The 18,424-nt window shown below is 57.0% G+C and carries 28 protein-coding genes; 7 read left to right on the plus strand and 21 right to left on the minus strand.

Features of this window, described 5'->3' with window-relative positions; translation table 11 throughout:
* From AB6Q56_RS14445 to AB6Q56_RS14545, 21 genes are all read right to left on the minus strand, one after another.
* On the minus strand, positions 1-462 hold the full coding sequence (locus tag AB6Q56_RS14445; RefSeq protein ID WP_434513782.1) for a hypothetical protein: 462 nt from the start codon (positions 460-462) through the stop codon (positions 1-3).
* Positions 428-907: a hypothetical protein gene (locus AB6Q56_RS14450; RefSeq protein WP_434513783.1), complete on the minus strand. Its 480-nt coding sequence runs from the start codon at positions 905-907 to the stop codon at positions 428-430. The genes AB6Q56_RS14445 and AB6Q56_RS14450 overlap by 35 nt, the downstream gene beginning before the upstream one ends.
* 9 nt (positions 908-916) lie before the next feature.
* Complete coding sequence (locus AB6Q56_RS14455; RefSeq protein WP_434513784.1) at positions 917-2,425, minus strand: hypothetical protein; 1,509 nt, start codon at positions 2,423-2,425, stop codon at positions 917-919.
* Between the two features lie 5 nt (positions 2,426-2,430).
* Positions 2,431-4,221 carry a hypothetical protein gene (locus AB6Q56_RS14460; RefSeq protein ID WP_434513785.1) on the minus strand — a complete coding sequence of 597 codons (1,791 nt, stop codon included), beginning with the start codon at positions 4,219-4,221 and terminating at the stop codon, positions 2,431-2,433.
* Positions 4,221-4,598, minus strand: a complete 378-nt coding sequence (locus AB6Q56_RS14465) for a hypothetical protein (protein ID WP_434513786.1) — start codon at positions 4,596-4,598, stop codon at positions 4,221-4,223. The genes AB6Q56_RS14460 and AB6Q56_RS14465 overlap by 1 nt, the downstream gene beginning before the upstream one ends.
* Positions 4,595-4,960 carry a DUF1353 domain-containing protein gene (locus AB6Q56_RS14470; RefSeq protein ID WP_434513787.1) on the minus strand — a complete coding sequence of 122 codons (366 nt, stop codon included), beginning with the start codon at positions 4,958-4,960 and terminating at the stop codon, positions 4,595-4,597. Before AB6Q56_RS14470 ends, AB6Q56_RS14465 begins: the two co-directional genes overlap by 4 nt.
* Entirely contained in the window at positions 4,960-5,304 is a 345-nt protein-coding gene (locus tag AB6Q56_RS14475) for a hypothetical protein (RefSeq protein ID WP_434513788.1), read from the minus strand. Before AB6Q56_RS14475 ends, AB6Q56_RS14470 begins: the two co-directional genes overlap by 1 nt.
* Entirely contained in the window at positions 5,301-5,543 is a 243-nt protein-coding gene (locus tag AB6Q56_RS14480) for a hypothetical protein (protein WP_434513789.1), read from the minus strand. Before AB6Q56_RS14480 ends, AB6Q56_RS14475 begins: the two co-directional genes overlap by 4 nt.
* Entirely contained in the window at positions 5,540-7,780 is a 2,241-nt protein-coding gene (locus AB6Q56_RS14485; RefSeq protein WP_434513790.1) for a portal protein, read from the minus strand. The genes AB6Q56_RS14480 and AB6Q56_RS14485 overlap by 4 nt, the downstream gene beginning before the upstream one ends.
* Before the next feature lie 106 nt (positions 7,781-7,886).
* The gene (locus tag AB6Q56_RS14490) at positions 7,887-8,240 is read right to left on the minus strand and encodes a hypothetical protein (RefSeq protein ID WP_434513791.1); all 354 of its coding nucleotides are present in this window, start codon (positions 8,238-8,240) and stop codon (positions 7,887-7,889) included.
* Positions 8,240-9,592 carry a phage terminase large subunit gene (locus AB6Q56_RS14495; RefSeq protein ID WP_434513792.1) on the minus strand — a complete coding sequence of 451 codons (1,353 nt, stop codon included), beginning with the start codon at positions 9,590-9,592 and terminating at the stop codon, positions 8,240-8,242. The genes AB6Q56_RS14490 and AB6Q56_RS14495 overlap by 1 nt, the downstream gene beginning before the upstream one ends.
* Entirely contained in the window at positions 9,592-9,939 is a 348-nt protein-coding gene (locus AB6Q56_RS14500; RefSeq protein WP_434513793.1) for a hypothetical protein, read from the minus strand. Before AB6Q56_RS14500 ends, AB6Q56_RS14495 begins: the two co-directional genes overlap by 1 nt.
* Positions 9,936-10,463 (minus strand): terminase small subunit, encoded by a 528-nt coding sequence (locus AB6Q56_RS14505; RefSeq protein ID WP_434513794.1) that lies wholly within the window; start codon positions 10,461-10,463, stop codon positions 9,936-9,938. Before AB6Q56_RS14505 ends, AB6Q56_RS14500 begins: the two co-directional genes overlap by 4 nt.
* Positions 10,460-10,915: a RusA family crossover junction endodeoxyribonuclease gene (locus AB6Q56_RS14510; protein ID WP_434513795.1), complete on the minus strand. Its 456-nt coding sequence runs from the start codon at positions 10,913-10,915 to the stop codon at positions 10,460-10,462. Before AB6Q56_RS14510 ends, AB6Q56_RS14505 begins: the two co-directional genes overlap by 4 nt.
* The gene (locus AB6Q56_RS14515; protein WP_434513796.1) at positions 10,915-11,097 is read right to left on the minus strand and encodes a hypothetical protein; all 183 of its coding nucleotides are present in this window, start codon (positions 11,095-11,097) and stop codon (positions 10,915-10,917) included. The genes AB6Q56_RS14510 and AB6Q56_RS14515 overlap by 1 nt, the downstream gene beginning before the upstream one ends.
* Positions 11,094-11,624, minus strand: a complete 531-nt coding sequence (locus tag AB6Q56_RS14520) for a hypothetical protein (protein WP_434513797.1) — start codon at positions 11,622-11,624, stop codon at positions 11,094-11,096. The genes AB6Q56_RS14515 and AB6Q56_RS14520 overlap by 4 nt, the downstream gene beginning before the upstream one ends.
* A complete protein-coding gene (locus tag AB6Q56_RS14525; RefSeq protein ID WP_434513798.1) occupies positions 11,614-12,459 on the minus strand; it encodes a YdaU family protein in 846 nt (281 codons plus the stop codon). Before AB6Q56_RS14525 ends, AB6Q56_RS14520 begins: the two co-directional genes overlap by 11 nt.
* Before the next feature lie 9 nt (positions 12,460-12,468).
* Positions 12,469-13,566: a DNA cytosine methyltransferase gene (locus AB6Q56_RS14530; protein WP_434513799.1), complete on the minus strand. Its 1,098-nt coding sequence runs from the start codon at positions 13,564-13,566 to the stop codon at positions 12,469-12,471.
* 108 nt (positions 13,567-13,674) lie between these two features.
* Positions 13,675-13,902 carry a hypothetical protein gene (locus AB6Q56_RS14535; RefSeq protein ID WP_434513800.1) on the minus strand — a complete coding sequence of 76 codons (228 nt, stop codon included), beginning with the start codon at positions 13,900-13,902 and terminating at the stop codon, positions 13,675-13,677.
* On the minus strand, positions 13,899-14,126 hold the full coding sequence (locus tag AB6Q56_RS14540; protein WP_434513801.1) for a hypothetical protein: 228 nt from the start codon (positions 14,124-14,126) through the stop codon (positions 13,899-13,901). Before AB6Q56_RS14540 ends, AB6Q56_RS14535 begins: the two co-directional genes overlap by 4 nt.
* Before the next feature lie 91 nt (positions 14,127-14,217).
* Entirely contained in the window at positions 14,218-14,409 is a 192-nt protein-coding gene (locus AB6Q56_RS14545) for a helix-turn-helix domain-containing protein (RefSeq protein WP_434513802.1), read from the minus strand.
* Between the two features lie 76 nt (positions 14,410-14,485).
* On the opposite strand from AB6Q56_RS14545, the gene AB6Q56_RS14550 reads away from it, so the two are divergent.
* From AB6Q56_RS14550 to AB6Q56_RS14580, 7 genes are all read left to right on the plus strand, one after another.
* Positions 14,486-15,238, plus strand: a complete 753-nt coding sequence (locus AB6Q56_RS14550; RefSeq protein WP_434513803.1) for a S24 family peptidase — start codon at positions 14,486-14,488, stop codon at positions 15,236-15,238.
* A complete protein-coding gene (locus AB6Q56_RS14555; RefSeq protein WP_434513804.1) occupies positions 15,238-16,362 on the plus strand; it encodes a type II secretion system protein in 1,125 nt (374 codons plus the stop codon). Before AB6Q56_RS14550 ends, AB6Q56_RS14555 begins: the two co-directional genes overlap by 1 nt.
* A 233-nt stretch (positions 16,363-16,595) precedes the next feature.
* On the plus strand, positions 16,596-16,760 hold the full coding sequence (locus AB6Q56_RS14560) for a hypothetical protein (protein WP_434513805.1): 165 nt from the start codon (positions 16,596-16,598) through the stop codon (positions 16,758-16,760).
* Positions 16,760-17,011: a hypothetical protein gene (locus AB6Q56_RS14565; RefSeq protein ID WP_434513806.1), complete on the plus strand. Its 252-nt coding sequence runs from the start codon at positions 16,760-16,762 to the stop codon at positions 17,009-17,011. The genes AB6Q56_RS14560 and AB6Q56_RS14565 overlap by 1 nt, the downstream gene beginning before the upstream one ends.
* Position 17,012: 1 nt before the next feature.
* Complete coding sequence (locus tag AB6Q56_RS14570) at positions 17,013-17,237, plus strand: hypothetical protein (RefSeq protein ID WP_434513807.1); 225 nt, start codon at positions 17,013-17,015, stop codon at positions 17,235-17,237.
* Complete coding sequence (locus AB6Q56_RS14575; RefSeq protein ID WP_434513808.1) at positions 17,234-17,410, plus strand: hypothetical protein; 177 nt, start codon at positions 17,234-17,236, stop codon at positions 17,408-17,410. Before AB6Q56_RS14570 ends, AB6Q56_RS14575 begins: the two co-directional genes overlap by 4 nt.
* Positions 17,407-18,423 (plus strand): YqaJ viral recombinase family protein, encoded by a 1,017-nt coding sequence (locus tag AB6Q56_RS14580; RefSeq protein WP_434513809.1) that lies wholly within the window; start codon positions 17,407-17,409, stop codon positions 18,421-18,423. The genes AB6Q56_RS14575 and AB6Q56_RS14580 overlap by 4 nt, the downstream gene beginning before the upstream one ends.
* Position 18,424: the final 1 nt, after the last annotated feature.

The following is an 18,424-nucleotide window of genomic DNA, read 5'->3' on the forward strand; positions in this document are numbered from 1 at the left end:
TCACATCTCCGAGAGCATCAGCAATATTGCCTGCTCTTCGTCCTGTTGTTCGTTCCATCGGCGCAGCATGTCGCGCAACTCGGCGTCGACAATCTGCCGGAATGCTTCGCGCACGGCATCGGCGTAGGCTTCGTGCCAGGCAATGTTTTCCTGTTCCAGTTCATGCGCCAGGGCTTCGATTGCGCGCTGCTCTGCCTGATATGGCTCAGACACATCCCGCGCCTCGATCCGCGCAACGACCTCGACAAGGCGCTTGACCTCGGCGGGGATAATGCCGAGTCGTTCTCGCTCCAGTCGCTTGTCTTCAGCGCTCTGGAAGTGGTCAAAAATTCCTGATCCGCCACCAAGCCAGCCGTTATCTTTCGGCTTCTCGATATGTCCATCAAAACGCCATGATTTGACGTTGAATGAACCCCGAGAGAAGGAGCTAGACCGGAACACCAACGCCTCTCCATGGATCACTTACCGATCCGTCGCCTATTACCGTAGCCCCGTTCATTTTCTTGGCATCCACGGGAATCGTCGTCGCGTTCAGCGCAGCCAGCAAAGCGGCAGCGATGTCCGCAGCAGACGGGCCACTACCACCAATAGACGTTGTAATGTAGGCCGCGCTGGTTTTTCTCTCCACATACACTCCGGAAACCGGAACAATGGTTGCATTCAGGTTGCCATTGATCGTGTAATTTCCGGCGTTCGGGAACTTCAGTACCCACGGCGCGAGCAGGTCAGCTTGATAAAAGAATCCGCCGCCACCCAAGTTGAGCGCCTTCCATGTATGTGTAACCGGGTGAATTGCTCCCTGTTCTGAGTCTTCCCAATCCCGCAACTCAGCATGAAAAGACGGCAAATCGATGATGCTAGCCGTACTTTCAATGGTGTAAGTCGCAGTGTTGAACGTAAGGGCCATGCCAACTCCTTACTGGTCAGAGCCTCGTACTGCCGTACCGCTGCCGCCGTTACTGGTAACGGAAAGTGTTGATTCGAAGGGCACAATAGGCGATACGCCGCCATTTCGAACACGATAGCGGGCCGTGAAGTTCGATCCGAATTGAAAGTTTGCCGATTGGATCGACGTGCCAGCAGCCACAGCGTCAATGAATGGAATGAACACCGGTAATCCGGACGCGTAGCCTCCTGCCGGAACAGCTGGTGACAAGCCGTTGATCGTGTTGCCAGAACGCGACGTGTAGGTGTGGCGGTTGCCGTTGATACGGATATAGCAAGCCTGCGAGCCTGGCGCCACGGGCGTATCGGCCGGGGCCGCCGTCAGCGTGATGGAGGTTGCACCGGCTGTAGCCGAGGAAGCCAGCGTCGTATCGTTGGCGAATCCGCCGGAACCGTTGTCACGTGCAACCAATACATAGTCGCCAGCAACGACGCCGGAGACCTGAATTGCAACGGAAGTCGGAGGCGTTTCGGTGACGCCAGTGTGTGAGATCAGCTGGTAGTTCTTGGAGTCAGCGGCCTGTACGCCGGTCAGCCACCAGCCCTGTGCGACGAACCACTTGCCGCCGGCAAACGAGCCGAACGGAGCTTTCTGATTTTCGGCATATGACTGCCCGGGAAGGACTCGGTAACGCCAGCCCGGGGTTGTATTGAATGTGATGCCGGACGATTCCGAGCATGCCCACATCAGCGCCTGATAGGCTTGGGCCAGCGTGATCGAACCATCGAGCGTAATCGTGCCTTTGTGCAGCAGCGACCCCTGACCGCCGCCGAGGTCTTGCGTGGTATCGCCGTAGGCCAGCGTGATTTTCTGAGTACCCGGCGCCGCCGTTCCACCGATGGCTGTCGAGAAATACCCCGCGCAGACGGCAGGGGTCATCGTAGCCGTGTCGACGTTACCGTCAAGTTCAGTTGACAGCGCCGCTGACTGTTCGCCGCCTGCCGCAAGATTCACATCGAAATGGCTATAGGTCTGGCCGTACTTGCGCGAGAAAACGACAATGTTTCCGGAGTCGATCAGCGCACCGCCTGATTTCGCCTTAACCAAAATCTGGAAGTTCGCGGCGTCCGCATCCTGCCAGTATTTCGTGATCTTCGCGTTCGATTGCGTAATGTAGATCGGACTTGATGCGACCAGAGAACCGAGCACCTTGAGGCCAGTGTACAGGTCGTCTCCGCTGTTCTGCTCGATAGACCCGAACTTGAACCACTGCATCGTTGCGTCGTTGATGTTGAAGTTCGGCAACAGGGTGAGCGCCATCGGGCGGCTGGCATTCCGCTTACCGGCTAGTTCCGATGGATTACCGCCTAGGATGGACACAAGGTCGTCGCCAGCAGGTGCGGAGTTGTCAGCCAAGTCCTGCAGCCACGCATGGAGCTCGAGCGTGGTGTAGCGACTATGCGTTCCTGGAACAAACGCGGTCGCTTGGCGAATATTGCCCGAAGAGTCGATTGTAAAGTCAGATGCGTTGATGGCCATAGCGATTACTCGTCAAGTTGTTGCAGGCATTTGATAGTTGTCGTCTGGTTGACGACAGTCGTTCCAGAGGCTTGGAATTCGCGATAGAACGGAGAGGCAGTGGCTTTTCGCACCACGACATTGAAATCTCCAATGTGCGTTGTGTTGAAGCTCAGGGATGTTCCCGGCACATCGTTGTAAAGCATGGTTCCATCGCTGGCTTTTGTGATCAGGACGCGAGAGTCAGCGATGATGTTTGTCAGGCTGATCGTTGCGCTGGCTGGTCTTGAGCCGTAACCACGGTCATATTCGAACGGTCCAGCATCTTTATACTCAGCGCCGCCGTTGTTGTAGTTCGGGCGCTCGGCGTCGGCGATATCTGACGACAGAGCGACCAGCGCCGTGACAATTGAGTAATCCACCATCTTGGCTTGTGCAGCTGGCGTTTCTCCGGTTCCAGCTGGGCGGAAATCGTTATTGGCGTAGTCCTTGAACACCAGCGTTGGATCGGACATATCGATCCAGGCCGTTACCGGTTCGTATGTTGCCCACACAAGGCGCAGCGCGTGGGAACCCGTTCCCGCACCGCTAAAGGTCAATGCCGCGCCGTTGTATGCCGTGGCGATCGTGATGTTGTTTCCTGTGATCGACCGGACGTAATAGACCTTTGCCGGGTCAAGTGGCGTTCCGCCGACTGTGGGAAGCGTCCCGGTAGTATCGAACATGACCGGCTGGTTTATAGCTACCGGCGGGGCGCTTGCGCACGTCATCGTCGTTGTGCCGACAGAAACAGTGATTGCGATCTTGTCTGTGGTTTGCCCGATGTTTCCACGGAAGCGGTTCGACGTGTATGTTGGCGATGCCCCCCAGTTGAGCGTATTACCTACCGCCACATTGTTATAAACAGATGCAGAGCAGCTAGCAGACCCAGTAAATCCGACGCCACACTTCGCTACAAGACAGTGCGCAACGGTCGAGCCGCTATTGCCGTTCCAGTAAATGCCGCCGTAATTCCCAGAAAAGCCTATGACGACGCAGTTTCTGATTGAGCAAGGTCCGCCTACGTTAATACCCTGGCTACCCCCTGCGCCGGTTTGCCTCACGATGCATTTGTCGACAAATGAATTAGAGCCAGACGGCGCTATGCAGAAAGTAGCGCTCGAAGTTGCGTTGTTTCTGCAGAACTCAAGTCCATCAACCGTGATGTTGTTGCCGCCGTGGTACCAGCAGCCGGCTCCGGTTGTCGTCAGTGTGTAGCCAAGGCCGGGAAATCCGCCGTGAAATGCTTCTGTACGAACGCCGTCCATCGTCGACGTCCAAAGGGTCGTGTCGGCCAAGCCATACGACAGGTTCATCGCCGCAGTGACAAAATCATCAAACGCTTCGATGAACTCAATTACATCTTCATCACCGGGTATTGAATTCGTGCTGCGCACCGAATTTGCCGCGGACTTTGACGCATAAGCACGTTCAGCGCCGGCCGTGCCGTAACGTGCTTTCTGCGCCGTTGATAGCCCCTGCCAGATGGCGGACTTCAGGATCAGGCCGGCGCCGGCAGAGGTGAAATCAATCTTGCTTGTCAGCGCACTGTCGTAATACAACTCAAAGGTGCTGCTGCTGATCCATTTCGCGTAATACGTTGTGTTGAGAGCAAGCGCGGCACCGGCAACGGTCGGCAACGTTCCAGACGTGAATTGCACACCCTTGCCGTTGCGCAATCCATGATCAGTCTTCGTAACGAGGTCGGTTGCTGCGGCAATTGTGACTGAATGCCCAGTCAGCCCGCCCCAGACCACACACGAATAGACTTTTGCCATTAGGCAAGCACCTCGGCGGCACGGCCATTTGCAATCAGCCCTACAGACTCCAGAAGCGCCAGGGCATCAGCGTTATCTTGATCGTCGAGATCGACGACACCACCCTGGGCGATAGTAGCGTCAAGCAATTTGAGATAGTCATCCAGCTTGGCTGATGCTTTAGCGGCCTCACGAATGGCAATGCGCTCATCTTGGGTGAATCGGCGCAAAAACGACACGCCGGATATTTCGCGCGCCGAGGCCGGCGCTTCGTCAGGCTTTTTCAGAACATGGTTGTATTGCGCAAACGGGTACTCTGCAAAATCCGTCGGCTCATCCGCTGGATAAACATGAACCACAGCACCCGTTTTGCGATCCTGCACAATCCACTCGTTCATTTCCTGTCTCCCGCGCTTCGAACAAATCCGCCAAAAACGCGAACAGCAGACCACATCAGCTGACGGCGCCACCAGGGAACGCCGGAAACGGCCATGGCTTCCTTGAATACGGCATCAGCAACACGCCGTTTCACAGACGGATTTCCATACAAATAGTCGTGAACCACTGCGGCGGCATGAGCCGTATCACCGGCCAGGGTGTAGGCAATTGGTATGCGCGGAACCGATGCAAAGTCAGTCACGAATCCATCGGGTACCGTAATCAGCCCGGCGATATCAGACTGATAGACCAGCGGATGCGCAAGTTTCCACGTTTGATCGTCAAGCATCTCAACGGCAAGCGTGGTCATGAATGCGGCCATTACTTCACTCCCTGGTATTCGAAGCTGTAGTGGTTTCCATCGTTGAAGCGCCCGCCCCAGCGTGCCAATGGGTGCTGTTGCTCCCACCACTCGCCGAGTTCGCGATGCGCCTCTGTCCCTTCCATAAATTTGCCGTCGCGAAAAAGGTTGATGTCGATGGCAAGGCGCTGCTTGTGAGCGCTTTTCGGATGTCCGTAGCCCATTTTCACGCCGAGCGCTCCATGCACGCGCGGATCTCGGTAGGCATCGCCCAGCGTGGCATCGAAGCCAAGCGCGAAAGCCTTGTCGACAAGGCGCGGCACAAGGCGCGTGAACTCGACCTGAATTTGCAGAAGCGATGTCATTGCTTTCGCCTCGCCGCTTCACAATCGCGAGCGCACGGCGGGTCGCTCTCTTGAATCGCGTCAGTCGTACGGCGCGAAACAAGGAATCGACGCACAACGATGAAAATCTGCAACAACGTGTAAATCGCCGTCAGGGTCAAAACCCAGTCATTCATTGAATAACCGGCCAGTGTCATCGATGTGACGGCGACAGGAGGCGCGGTCTTTGCCAGCTCGCCGACTTGTTCATGAGGTGTCATTGCACGATCTCTGATTCAAGGGGTTCTTCGAAACTTTCCATTGCCCATGAACCGTCTTCCTGCTTCACGGCGCGGCTGCGCTTGACGACTGGCTTCTGGCCGCCATCGACGAATACCTGAACGGGCTGCTGTGTGGGCTGCGCAATGGCTTGCGCGATCTGCTCGACGCGCTGCATCAGCGCCTGCAGCATCGCGGACTCCTGCGCATCACTCTGGCTGTCGCCTGCCGGCTGCTCGGCCTGGTGTTCCTGCTGCATGGCTTCGATCTGAACCTTCATGCGCTCGGTTTCTGCGCGGTACTCTTCGACCGACTGTTTACGCGCCTCGATCTGCAGCTTTGCCTGTTCGGTCTGGTTGTCTCCCTCGGCGGCTGCAAGTGCCTGCTGCGCCTGTCCGAGCGCTTGCTGAAGCTGCTCAATCTGCTGGCCAGCCATCTGCATGGCTTGCTGAACCTGCGGCGGTATTTGCTGTTGCTGCCCTTCCTGTTCTTCATGCTGCTTGATCTCTGGCGGCAGCATGGAACGCATGCGTTCTGCGATTTCCTCGGCAAACGGCATGTCCATCGCCTTGAACATCAGGTCTCCGATAAGTGGCAGCAATTGCGGATTGCTCTGCGCGATCTGCGTCATGAAGTCGGCTGCTTCCTGGCGTTTCGTGGTGTAGGCCGGGCCCACAGTGATCGCCACGTCGTATTTTCCGAGCGTCGGGTTATAGACCTTGCTGACCACGTTGCCGGAAGCATCGCGGCGTTCAACCATCGGTGCGGACAGATCAGGGTTGAACTCTGCACTCTCAACCGAACCATCCTCACCGATGATGCGGACGATCCGCTGCGTGTCGTAGATGCGCGGGATCATGTCGACAAGAATGCGGCCGACGTGCCGAATTGACCGGGACAGGTTGTCAATGAAATGGAATGTCGAATTGTCAGCCTCGCGCTGCCTGGCCATGATCGCCCGGCCTGACTTCTCGTTAGATGGAGCGCCTACAGCGGCGTTGTACATGCCGAGCGCTGATTGAATGTCATGCTCGGTTGCCTGCATGGCTTGTAGCCACCCAGAAGGCACGTCTGCGGCAGGCTGGCGCTGCGGCGCTGGCAATACGTTGCCTTCCAGATCAACCGGCTTGTACTGCAGAACCGGGATGTTCGCCGTATTGGCCTGCGCCCATTCGCTTTCGTGGCCTTCCAACTGGCCTTCGGCAGCAACAAACGGCGCTTTCGGCATCAGCGCCACACGTTCGACGTAGGCCGACACGCTGTAGTTGTACATGCGCTGGCCGTCGATCGCGGGGTGGATCAGACCGGTGATTCGCTTCTCTCCGGCCACATCGATGATGTGACCATAAACCGGGACAATCGGGATGAAGCGAGACGGGAATTCGCGACGATCAAGGATTTCATTCGCCGTCAGCTTGTACCACATCACCTTGCGGCGCTTGATCATCCGCTGATTCTTGATCTCCGGTCGAATCTCTGCGGCCTGGAACCTCTCCCAATACGCATCCTCACTGAACACCTCTCCGGTTTCGATCTGAACGTGATTCTTCTCGTCATGCTCGACGCGGAAGTATTCGCAAACGCGAACCGTGTCTTCCTTGATCCACGAGTTGTGCATGGTCGTGGCAGAGGTATCGAACGAGCATGCATCAGCGCCCGGATGTTCTGCCTCAAAGGCATCGCGCGGCATGTCATCGAAGAAGAAGCCATATCTCGAATCCGAGCCATCAAGTTCCTGGGCGTCCTTGTCCAGGTAGGCGGAAAACGGATTGCGCACCATCTTGATGAACGCGTCGACATCGAATGATTCATCGTCGGCGTAATCGGTCACCACGCGGATGTAGCCGAAGCCAGCGCGCACAGCGAATTCGATAGCCGAGTCATAGGCAATGTCGGCGCGGCTGTTGTCCTCAATGTGGCGGACGACGCCCTGCATCACGTCAGCAACTTCCGGATCAGCGCCGGAATCGACCGGGCGAACTTTAATGCTCGGCTTGTTTTGGCGGGAATCATTCACCACCTGGCGAACGTACTGCCCAAGCTTGTCGACAGTCAAGCATGGGCGAGCGCCATTCACATCGTTTTCGCGGGCGCGGCGAATTTCATCCGGCCACTGGTCGCCGAGCGAAAACTTCAGGTCGGAAAGAGCCTGTTCGCGCAGGCGAGACTCAGCCTCTTCGCAGGCATTGAAGCGTTTAATCGCCTCTTCAATGATTTTCTTGTCTGCTGTGCTCGCCACTTTTCGGCCCCGTGAACGCAAAAACGCCCGGTAGACTTGTGGCCTCCGGGCGCATTGACTGGATACTATCGATTTGCTCGAACTATAGTCACGATTCTATCGATAGTCAAACAGTATTGATACATAGGAATGCATCGATCATTTCATGGGCGCTGTGGATGTACTTGAACATCACGGACCTCTTGATCCCAAGCCGACCGGCGACTGCATCTGCGCCACCATTCCGCAGGTAATACTCGATCACGCAATGCTTGAGCAGGATCGGCAAAGCCTCAATGGCCTTGGTAACGTCGTCAAAGTCGCAATGGTTCAGGCTGAATGGCTCGGACGATCCATACACGCCGGATGAAGGTGTATCGCGGAACATTGGCGACTTGTTCGGAAAGCCGACAGACTTCGATTCGCTGCGGATTGACCACCTAGCCCACCGCGTCAGCATCACGTCGATATGCGCCAGCATCAGCCGCCCATCCATCCGCCAGAACCGCGATTTACAACGCGATTGACCGTCGCCGGCTTCTTCTCTTCCTGCTTTTTGACCAGTCCGGGAAATAGCTCGGTCAGCACCCACACCAAGGCGTCAGCACGATTTGGCGATCCGCCAAGGCTGTAACCGTTCGTGGTGAAGGCGGCCAGCTCGTCTTCGAGATCAGGGAACTGCCCGGCATGGCGAACCTTTCCCTGCTCGTATAGGGCGCTGAAGGGCTCGGCGCGAACAACCTTGCCGCGCGTTGCCGTCACCTGCTTGTACGGTGTGCGCGGCCTTGCGGTCTGGATGACGTGCTTGACCATCGCCCCGCCGTAGTTCGTCTCTCCGACCACCACATCGGCATCGTGCCGTTCATACGCAGAGGTTGCGACCTTTCCCCATGTAGCCGGCCCCGCCTTCACAGTGCAATCTTCCAGCAGGTAGGCATTGCCATCCGTGCCCAATCCGCCAACCACAATGCCGATGGCGTCATTGTCCGCGTTGTCATCATCACCAGAACCTGACGGATCGACGCCGACCACGATGCGCACCATGTCAGGCAGCACACCATCAGTAACGCGCCAACGATCAATCACATCCTCAGGGAATAGAGCGTTCGGCGTAGCGTCAGCAAAATTTCCTTCAAGAAAGCGACGGCGCAACCTTGCTCCAAGCCCATTCAACGTTTCCAGATAGCCTTCACTCAAGTTCTCTGCGTTGTCCTTTGGGTTGATCTGGAATGCTGCGTAATCGCCCTGGTTGGCAAACGGAATTTTCGTATCCGGATCACGTTTCTCAATGAACACGCGATATGACCAGTGCGCCTTGCTAGGCGGGTTGCAGTCGTAATAAACGCGCGGTTTCAGAGGCTTGTCTTGGCGGTTCTGAATGACCTGCATGGCCTTTTGCGCAAGGCGCGTGATTGCAATACCGACCGATGCCCAAGGAATCTGGCTGCACTCGTTCAGGTAGATCGTGGCGAACTCCATGCCAAGAATCTTCTCGGTACGTTCCTTGTCGTCCAGGCCGGCAAACCAGATTTCTGACCCGTTTGGAAGCTTGACGAACCAATCGGTTTTCGACAGCGAGTACGTGACGCCAGGGAACGCGATCTGCATCACCTTCGGGAAGGTGTCCATCACGACAGACGACTTGATTGCATTAAACCGGAAGCGCAAAATCGCGTGACGTGAGTTCGGCGCCTTGAGCGCCCGCAGAACGACGTTGCGGACCAGCAAGAATGTCTTGCCGCTTCGGCTGCCACCGAACAGCATGATGTGCGTCGCATCGCCGGCCAGAACCTTCTGGGCCTCTTCCTGCCTTGCGTGCAGTCTGAATGCCATCAGTCGCTCACCCGGCATGGAGACGGATTTTCATCAAACCGCACCGCCTTGATTGTCTCGGCGCCTGTCAGCATCGCTTTCATGAGGCGATGACGACCGTCCATAATCTCGCCGTCTTCATCGAGGATGATCGGACAATCAAGGTCGGCATCCTGAACGGCCTTCATGTGCATCACTAACTCGCGAATCGTGAGCTTTTCGTAGGTGTAATACAGGTGCATGTGATTGAGCGGCACGTCCATGACCGGCAATTCGCGCGAAAGCTCAAACAGGCGCGGCACGCTCCACGAATGTCGTCCGATGCTGCACATCTGGTCTTGTGGGCTCACCCAGGGGCGAATCTTCATATGTTCTCGTCCAGCGGCGAGGCAGTGATGACAACGCCACCGGAGTGCTCGATCTTCTGCGGTGCGTACAATCCGAGGTGCTTACACAGCTTCTCAAGGGCGGCGTTCTTGTCGGCAATCTTGTACTTCTTCGTGTAGCCAACAAACACGCGCTCTTTCCCGGACCCTTCGAATTCCTCTAGCACCTCGAGGCCAGCGATTGCCGCCGCCGTATCGTCGTCCAGTTCGGCGATCGGCTTCGGCGTGCCGTCGTCATTGAACAGGCTGCGAGGATCGAACAATGCAAGCCGCGCAATTTCGCGAAGGATGCGCTCATTGTTGATGGCTAAGCGGTCGACAATCATTTCGCGCAACTCTTTCACCCTTGCCGAAACCTTGCCATCTGCCATCAAGCGCGACGCATGCGATTGAATCGTTTCCGGTTTGCTCCGGGCGCAGTCAAACGCTGCACGGTACGCATCCGCCTGGCTCTTTCCGCTAGCGACCTCCTGCGCGAACTTCTCCTGCTTCGGTGTCAGGCTCACAGCAATCCCCCTTGCCTAACTTCTGGTTCAATCGGCGTGATCGTGATCTCGACACGAGCTTCACCATCCGGCTCCATGCGCTCGCTGACGATGCGACGGACCCACTTGTCGTCGTCGATAGCCACGCCCTTGAGCGCGTCGAAAAGCACCTTGTTCGCGTTGTCCAGGTCGAGGCATTGAACGGTGTCATCCCATGCCATCGGGTCACGCTTCACGCGCTTCTGCCAGTCCTGAGGACGGTTCGGGTAAAGCCGGATTTCGACAGCGACACGGCCTGCGATGGGCTTGCCGACACCAGCGATTTTTGCCAGTCCGCAAACCTGCGCCTTGTAGGCCTTGGCCTCTGCGCTCGGTACGGTGACCGGTGCCTTGAAGCCCTTCGGCATGTACGTCCGCCAGTAGCGGTTCGCGCTGATCGGGTAAGGCAGCGTCAGGGTGATCGGTTGTCCCATCAGTCGTTACCATCCCCGCTGTTCATGCGGTTCTCTTCGCGCTTTGCGGCGTCACGCGCCTCGCTGAAGCTGTCGAAGCGGCCAAGGGCATCGGGCTTGTCGTCGTGCCAAAGCTCGTAGGTTTTCCGGCCTAAGACGGTCACCAGGCAGATGGTCAGCTTGCCGAACTTGATCGAGTTCATACCGTCACCCACTGGCCTTGGCCCTTGTAGCGCTTGAGCAGCTTTCCGGCTGCGTTGCAGATTCCGTTCGTCCGCAGATCGGCGAGAATTTCCGCCAGCTTGTCGGAGCGACTTGCACCGCTGATCACGGCATCCATGGCCTTCTGCGATTTCGGCTTCTTGGCCCACAGCAGCGGGTCGAAATCATCGGCTTTCCCGGTGATCGACTTCGCTGCATGGCTGGCCATCGCCTTGGCGCGTTCGCGGTCGTCGGCCGTTGGAACGTAGGTCAGCGCCTGCTGATACGCCTCGGGCGCATTCCGACAAGCCTCGATGAACTCGGGCAGGGTCGGCGGAAACTTGGCAACCGCCAGCACCTTCAGCGCATGGCCGATGGCCTCCGGACGCTGGGCGAACGGGGCTAGCTCTTCCGCCCATGTCGCCTTGACGTTGGCCAGATCGCAGCCTTTCCACCGGTCATGGAACATCGAACCGTAGCGGGCTTCGAACTTCGAAAAAATCTTCTCGATCCAGAACTCAGGCAACACGGACAGACTCCCCGGTGATGTCGCGTGGTTCTGCGTTGGCAATCGGTTGTTCATGGCTTGGCTTCCTTCCGGTCAAGGCCATCGATACGGCCTCGCGTTCGTCGTGGATGGTTCGGCGCTGGGGTGCTGCAGAGATCGGCATCGGGTCTTCTAGCAGTGCCGGTGCGATGTACTTCAGCCCGGTTCGCTGGTTCGGCCTTGCGGCCATCTTCGCCAGAGCGAGCTCGACGATTTCCTCGTTCGTTCGCTTGCCGAGGATTTGCTCCCACACGTCGTCTGGCAGGTAATGCGGAGCGGCATCAGCCATTCCGGCTTTGCGAAGAAGTCCGCAGACCTCGCCTTTTCGCGTGCCGTTCACCGGTTGAGTACACGACACGCTTTGGGTAGTAGGGTTTGTAGACTGGTTACTGGCTACTGGCGACTGGCTACTGGAACGGGCGCGCGGTGCACTGCCTTCGCTATGCGTTCGCATTGCGTACGTAGATGCGTTCGCATTGCCTTCGCTTTGCGGTTGCTGTTTATTCCAGCGTGCCTCCGCGCTGCGTTTTGCCTTCGCTTGCTTGTCCTTGAATCGGAAAATTTCAGCATCGCAACGGGCGTGGTGAATACCTGTTTCCTGAACGATGAAGAACTCTTCGATAACGTAATCGACCGCGGCGCGTTCTTCTTTGCTCTGTGCCCTGGCCAGCTTGTAGCAAGCACGGCGATCCGTAGGAAGTGGAACCTCGCGGGTGTAATAGGCATCCAGCAAAATGCGGTACGCGCCGTGCTCGATCATTGAGAGGTGCGCGGTGTCCTTGGCGTAGTCGCCGAGGTGGTGTTCGTAGTAGTTCATGCTGCTTTCCTACGCAATCCCGGCTCGTTGAAGAAGGACGACAGATGCGACCGCAGCGCAGAGCGCCACGACTCCGTTGCCCACGCATTTGAGGCGTGCGGCTCGGCTATCACCCATGTCAAAGGCCAGCCCATTAACCAGGCGCCGAAAAGTGGGTTCAAGTGCCGGCGCGAGTTCGGGGTGTCGGTCGATGATTGCAGACCATCGCGGATCGGATGGGCCAGGGGCGAATAGGCCGACGCCAGCATCGCCGCGCTGTTCAGCGAGTGCCCGCGCATTCCTCTCTGAATCGTTCCAGCACCGCCCGCCTGCTCGCTGTCCTGAGCTGTCGGGGTCGGCCACTGCGTTACCTGCTTCGCAAATTCCCCGCCGGCCCGAGCTTTGCCCGTCTCCTGCTCCATCCCAGACATGCCGTGAGGAGTCAGCCACATTGAAATCTTGTGGTGCAGTGATACGGAATGCTTCGTCCCGTTCTGTGACGCCCTCGGCGCTCCGCCCATGTCGATCGTGTCCGGTGTCGGCCAGTTCTCGCCACGCGACGCAGAACCATCGAGCGCGTCCATGGCTGGCGCCCACGTCGGACGCTGAAAGAGTGAGCCATTCCGCATTCCACCCGCGGTCGGCCAGTTCTCCCAAGACTCGGGAGGCCGCACGTTCGTCGAGCTCGCCTTCTTCCGGGTCCATAACGGAGGCGGTGGCAGAAACGATGCCTGCGACGTTCTCCAGAACGAGGAGCCACGCACCGCAATCGTCGGCAATGCGGACGACCTCGAAGAAAAGCCCGGAGCGGTCGCCATCGAGTCCTGCGCGCCGGCCGGCAACAGATAGGTCTTGGCACGGGAATCCGGCAACGACGCAATCCACTTTTCCACGCCACTGTCGAGCATTGAAGGTGGTAACGTCGGACCAGATAGGAGCTGCATCCACGGAGCCTTCTTCTATGCGCGCAACCAAGACGCTGGCTGCGTGAGCTTCCCGCTCAACGTGGCAAACGGCGCGATACGGGATGCCCAGATAGTCGAGCCCGGCTCGCAGTCCTTCACCAAGCATTCCGACCCCGGAAAAGAGCTCGATACCGTGGAGGGCAGGTAGAGCCAGCTCATTCATTGACCGCCTTCCTATCCGCCACCAACGCCCAGACCGCCAATCCAATCACCGCAACAAACGGCGACACGCACAGCGCGGCCATGATCAGTTCGTCGATATCGGCCGCGCTCATTGCACGTCCTCCTGTGGCTTCTGAGTTTCTGGGCCATTAATTCCCAATCTGACCCGTTTCTGAAACGCCTTAACTTCGGGGTGCTGACTGCCGTAAGCGCCCGCCAGTACTTGAATTCCAAGGAATTCAGCAGTCGGCATCCCGGCTTGTGCGGCCTTGCTTGTGAGGTCAGCCGCTTCCGGGGTTGAAAGCGCTACTTCCATGATTTGCTTGGACTTTTTCATGCGCGAATTAATGGCCCAGATTGGGACACTCCGGGGCTGCTTTGGAGATGATCAGTCGGCAAAGTTCCAACTGTCCCGAACAGGGCAATCTCAAGGAGCTTCGAAATGGCACGTGACTCAGAATCAAACCCGTTCTCTTCCTGGAAGGCTTTGACGCCTTCGAATACAGGATCGGGAACCCTGGTCTTCATTTCGTTCAGGTACTCGGTTTTGGGGCGGGCCATGGCTGGTTACCTCAAAAAGACGCCCCGGTTTCCTGTTGGATTCCGGGGCCAAGCGCGGCGACGTGGCCGCAGAGGGGAGATATCAATGGCATCAGGCGGCTTTCTGCTGGAAAACCCGTTGATGAAGCGCAATCAACGCATCGCCGCGCGACCATTTTGGCTCGCCGATTTTTCCGTTGATCAATTCGGAGAGCGACCCAACAGAAACGCCGATTTCGGAGGCGATTTGCTCTTGCGTCATGCCTGCTGACTTGATGTCTGCAACAAGTTGTTTCCAATCCATACCAATGCCTTTCGTTTCGACTAGTCGAAATAATAGGCTTCGCCCTTTCGAAATGCAAGAGTGCGACTATTCGAACATGCAAAAAGAACTGATTACGCTACGTGACCGCCTGATCGATGCAAGGGATAGGCTAGGCTGGAAAAAATCCGATCTTCGCCGCGCGGCAGGGCTCAAGTCGGCGTCCACACTCACTGAGTTAGAAAACGGCACCATCAAGGATTCGCCGCAGCTTCCGACAATTGCGTATGCGCTGGGGGTTGAGGTTTTATGGCTTCAGCACGGTATTGGTCCACGCGAACGCAGATCGAACCGAATAGACGAAGCGGGTGCCAATGAGCACTCCATATCACTTTCGCCAGATACCCCGGAAGTCATATCGCTGGCATACTCAAAGCCAGCAAGTGATGACATAGAAATTCGCCAATTCAATACAGGCGGATCAATGGGAGTTGGTGTGCTGTTACGGGATCAGCCTGGCGTTATTCAGAGTTGGCGCGTGTCGCATGAATGGCTTCAAAAAAACGTGAAAAGCCATTCTGGAGCATCGAACCTATGCCTCGTTACAGGGTTCGGGGATTCGATGCGCCCAATGTTCGAACCGGGAGACCCGCTTATTGTTGATACCGGAGTTAAAACAGTCGACTTCGATGGAATCTACTTTTTCAGGGTTGATGGTGAAGGATTCATCAAGCGCCTTCAGCGCATACCGGGTGAAGGCATCAGGGCGATATCCGAAAACAAGGCCTACGAAAGTTGGACCATCCGGCCGGGCATGGACTTCGAGGTTTTTGGGCGTGTTCTGAAGGCTTGGAAAAGTGAGGATTACTGATGCAGACGCGGCGCCTGTCAGGGGGTTTTTCTCTGGTCGAGATGACGATTGTTTTCGTCATCATGTCCCTGGTCCTCACTGTCGGCGTTTCCGCCCTGACAACCCAATATGAAACGGTCAGGCTATCTACCACGCGGAAGAATCATGAAATTATTCAGCAGGCGCTGACCAACTTCATATCCCGTAACGGCCGTCTTCCCTGCCCTGCAGTTCGAACGCTCGCGCCAGGATCTGTTGGATATGGCGTCGAGGCGTCAAATCCCGGGGTATGTACTGGCGCTGCTTCCGTCGGTACCTCACCGGCTGTTGTTGTTACCGGAATTGTCCCATTCGTTTCGCTGGGACTGAATGAGGACATCGCGTCTGATGGCTACTTCAACCGCTATACCTATCAAGTCGTCGTATCGGCGACAGCGCCTACCGCGCCCGGAGGCGTGCAAATGCCGGCAGGCATGCGCGGCTACATCACGGTGCATTCTGGCACGCCGACAACTGTCGGTCTTGCTCCAGCGGGCAACCAAACAAACTTCTGCCCACTTGGAAATTACAACCCATGTGCAGCTGTCGTTGTAATCGTTTCCCACGGCAAAAACGGGCTTGGTGCTTTCACGCCGTCAGGCACGAGAATCGCCATGCCAACCAGTGCCGACGAACAGGCGAACACCGACGATGACGGCGCATTCGTTCGTCGTGACCAAATAGCAGGCGGGACGAATGATTTCGACGACCTATTGCTTGCGCTGACGCCGAATGACTTGCTTGATCAACTGACCAAGAACGGAACCGTGAAGGATGCGCGAGCGGTATTGAACGCAACATTTGACGCGATGCTGGGGGCTACGGTTGCAGCGACAACCGGGAATTCCTTTCCAGGCTCGCCCAATCGTTGCTACAACGTCACCACCCCAACCGGAATATTTTATGATCCATGGGGAACTCAAATCACCTCTACTATCGGCTCGGGCAGTCCTTTAAGTATTTGCGCAGCATCGCCACCAACAGGGATTGCAATCACCTTCAATTCACAGGGGCCCGATGGCGATGGCGGATCGTCAACCGACGATATCAAGCGCCAGATCAGCACCGGAGAACTTCAGCAGTACCTAGCCAAAACAGGATTCTGATAAATCCATGACAAATAAACGACCGCCGAAAGGCGGTTTTATTTCGCCCACATATTTCGACTAACCGAAAATAGTTGTTTACTTTTATTTCGACATGTCTAATAATTAATCAACGCAGCAACCAAACCGACGCCAAGCACCGGCGGCCAGCCCACAGGGCGACAAGCGACAGCCAGTGCAGGCGGAAGCCGGAGAGTGAAACCGGCGCTGCGTTGAATCAGGGGAGATTCACCATGCAACGCGCAGCCGACAAATTCGAACGCAAAGACCCGTTCCCGAATATTCCGTTTTCCGTTGATGAGCTCGAGATGGTGCCGAGCTTCATGGAAGTTGTTGGCTGGATTTTCCTGGCCTTCCTCTTCTTTATTCTGTGCATCGGTTTCTTGGGTATTGCGTGATGGATACCAAGCACACACCTGGGCCGTGGGAAGCAATCAGCAACGTAGTGCACGGCCCGATGAAGGACGGGGGCTACTTGATAGCCGAATGTCCGGCAAACATCGGAAATCGTATCGAAGACGCCAGACTGATCGCCGCCGCGCCTGAGTTGCTGGATGCTCTTATTGCGATTACAGACGAAAGCGTATGCCTGAAGTCCGCAATCGTTGAACAGGCCCGCGCCGCCATCGCCAAGGCAACCGGAGCCTGACATGCAACGCACCATTCAAATGCACGGGGTCGACTTCGAGGTTGAGTTCGACACGGCCGGTGATGTCGACACCATCTACATCGGCGGAACGGACGTAACCGAAGTTCTCAGTGAAGAAACCAAGAACGCCATCGGCGCCGTTGTTGAGTCCAACTGCTGCGCCTGGTTCGACGAGTACCTGCGCGAAATCGCCGTTGAAGAACAGGCAGCACGGAGGGCGGCATGATCTGGATTGCTACCTTAAAAGCCATCGCCTGCGCTCCGACTATTGGCGACAGCCATCAAATCCGCGTCCAAGCGAACACGAAGGACGAGGCTGCCGCCGCTGCTCGCTTTGCTTCCGACTTCGAAGGCTGCGGTTCCTATGCCATCACCAACGTTGAACAGGTGACGCAATGAACGCACCTGATCGCGCAATGTTTTTGGCCGAGCGTATGACCGGCCTCGGTGCATCCGACATCGCCGCAGTTCTCGGCTACAGCCCGTACTGCTCACCGGTCGAGATGTATCTGAAGAAGACCGGACGCCTGGCGGACGACTCCGAATCAATGCGCCTGCGCTTCGGCCAGCACAACGAAGAATTTGTTGCTAAGGAATACGAGCGCGTGACTGGTTTCAGGGTACAGCGCTTCAACCCGATGCTGCGCCATCCGAAGTACAAGAACATCATCGGCCACGTCGACCGCCTGGTCATCCCGGCCGGCGCGAAGATCGCCGCCCACAAGGGCGAAATTCGAACTGATCGCGGCCTTGAAGCCAAGACCGTTGATTCTTTCGTCTATCGCACCTCTGGCGAATGGGGCGAGCCCGGAACCGATCAAGTGCCGACCGGCTATCTGATTCAGACCACTACCTACATGGGGCTTACCGGTTGCCGGCGCTGGGACTTGGCCGCGCTGGTCGGTTCAGGATCAGGCGATAGCGCATTACCGATCTATCACATGGTGCGCGACATCGATCTTGAAGAAGAAATCTTCTCCCGCGCTCAGGAATGGTGGGATACCCACGTCGCCAAGGATGTAGCGCCAGAGCCGCGCAGCGAGGACGACGTAGCGCTGCTCTATCCGCAGGCCAAGCAGAAGGAAGAGATCGAGGCGGACGATGAAGCCATACGCCGCATCCAGATGCTCCGCGAATGCAAGGCAACCATGGCGCAGATTGAACAGATCGCCGAAGAAAACGCCATCGCGATCAAGCGCTTCATGGGCCACGCCGACACGCTGCTTGGTCCGGACGGAAAGAAGCTCGCCACATGGGGCAACCGCAAGGGCCGCACGACGTTCGATCTTGATGCCTTCGTCGGCCACCTCTGCCCCGGCGCCAATCCGGCCGAACGCTCCCTGTTTATCGAAGATGCAAAGCGCACCTTCACCACCCGTGGCGAACCTGGCCGCACCTTCACCCTGAAATGAG

Source organism: Dechloromonas sp. ARDL1 (genome assembly GCF_051122455.1).
Classification (GTDB): domain Bacteria; phylum Pseudomonadota; class Gammaproteobacteria; order Burkholderiales; family Rhodocyclaceae; genus Azonexus.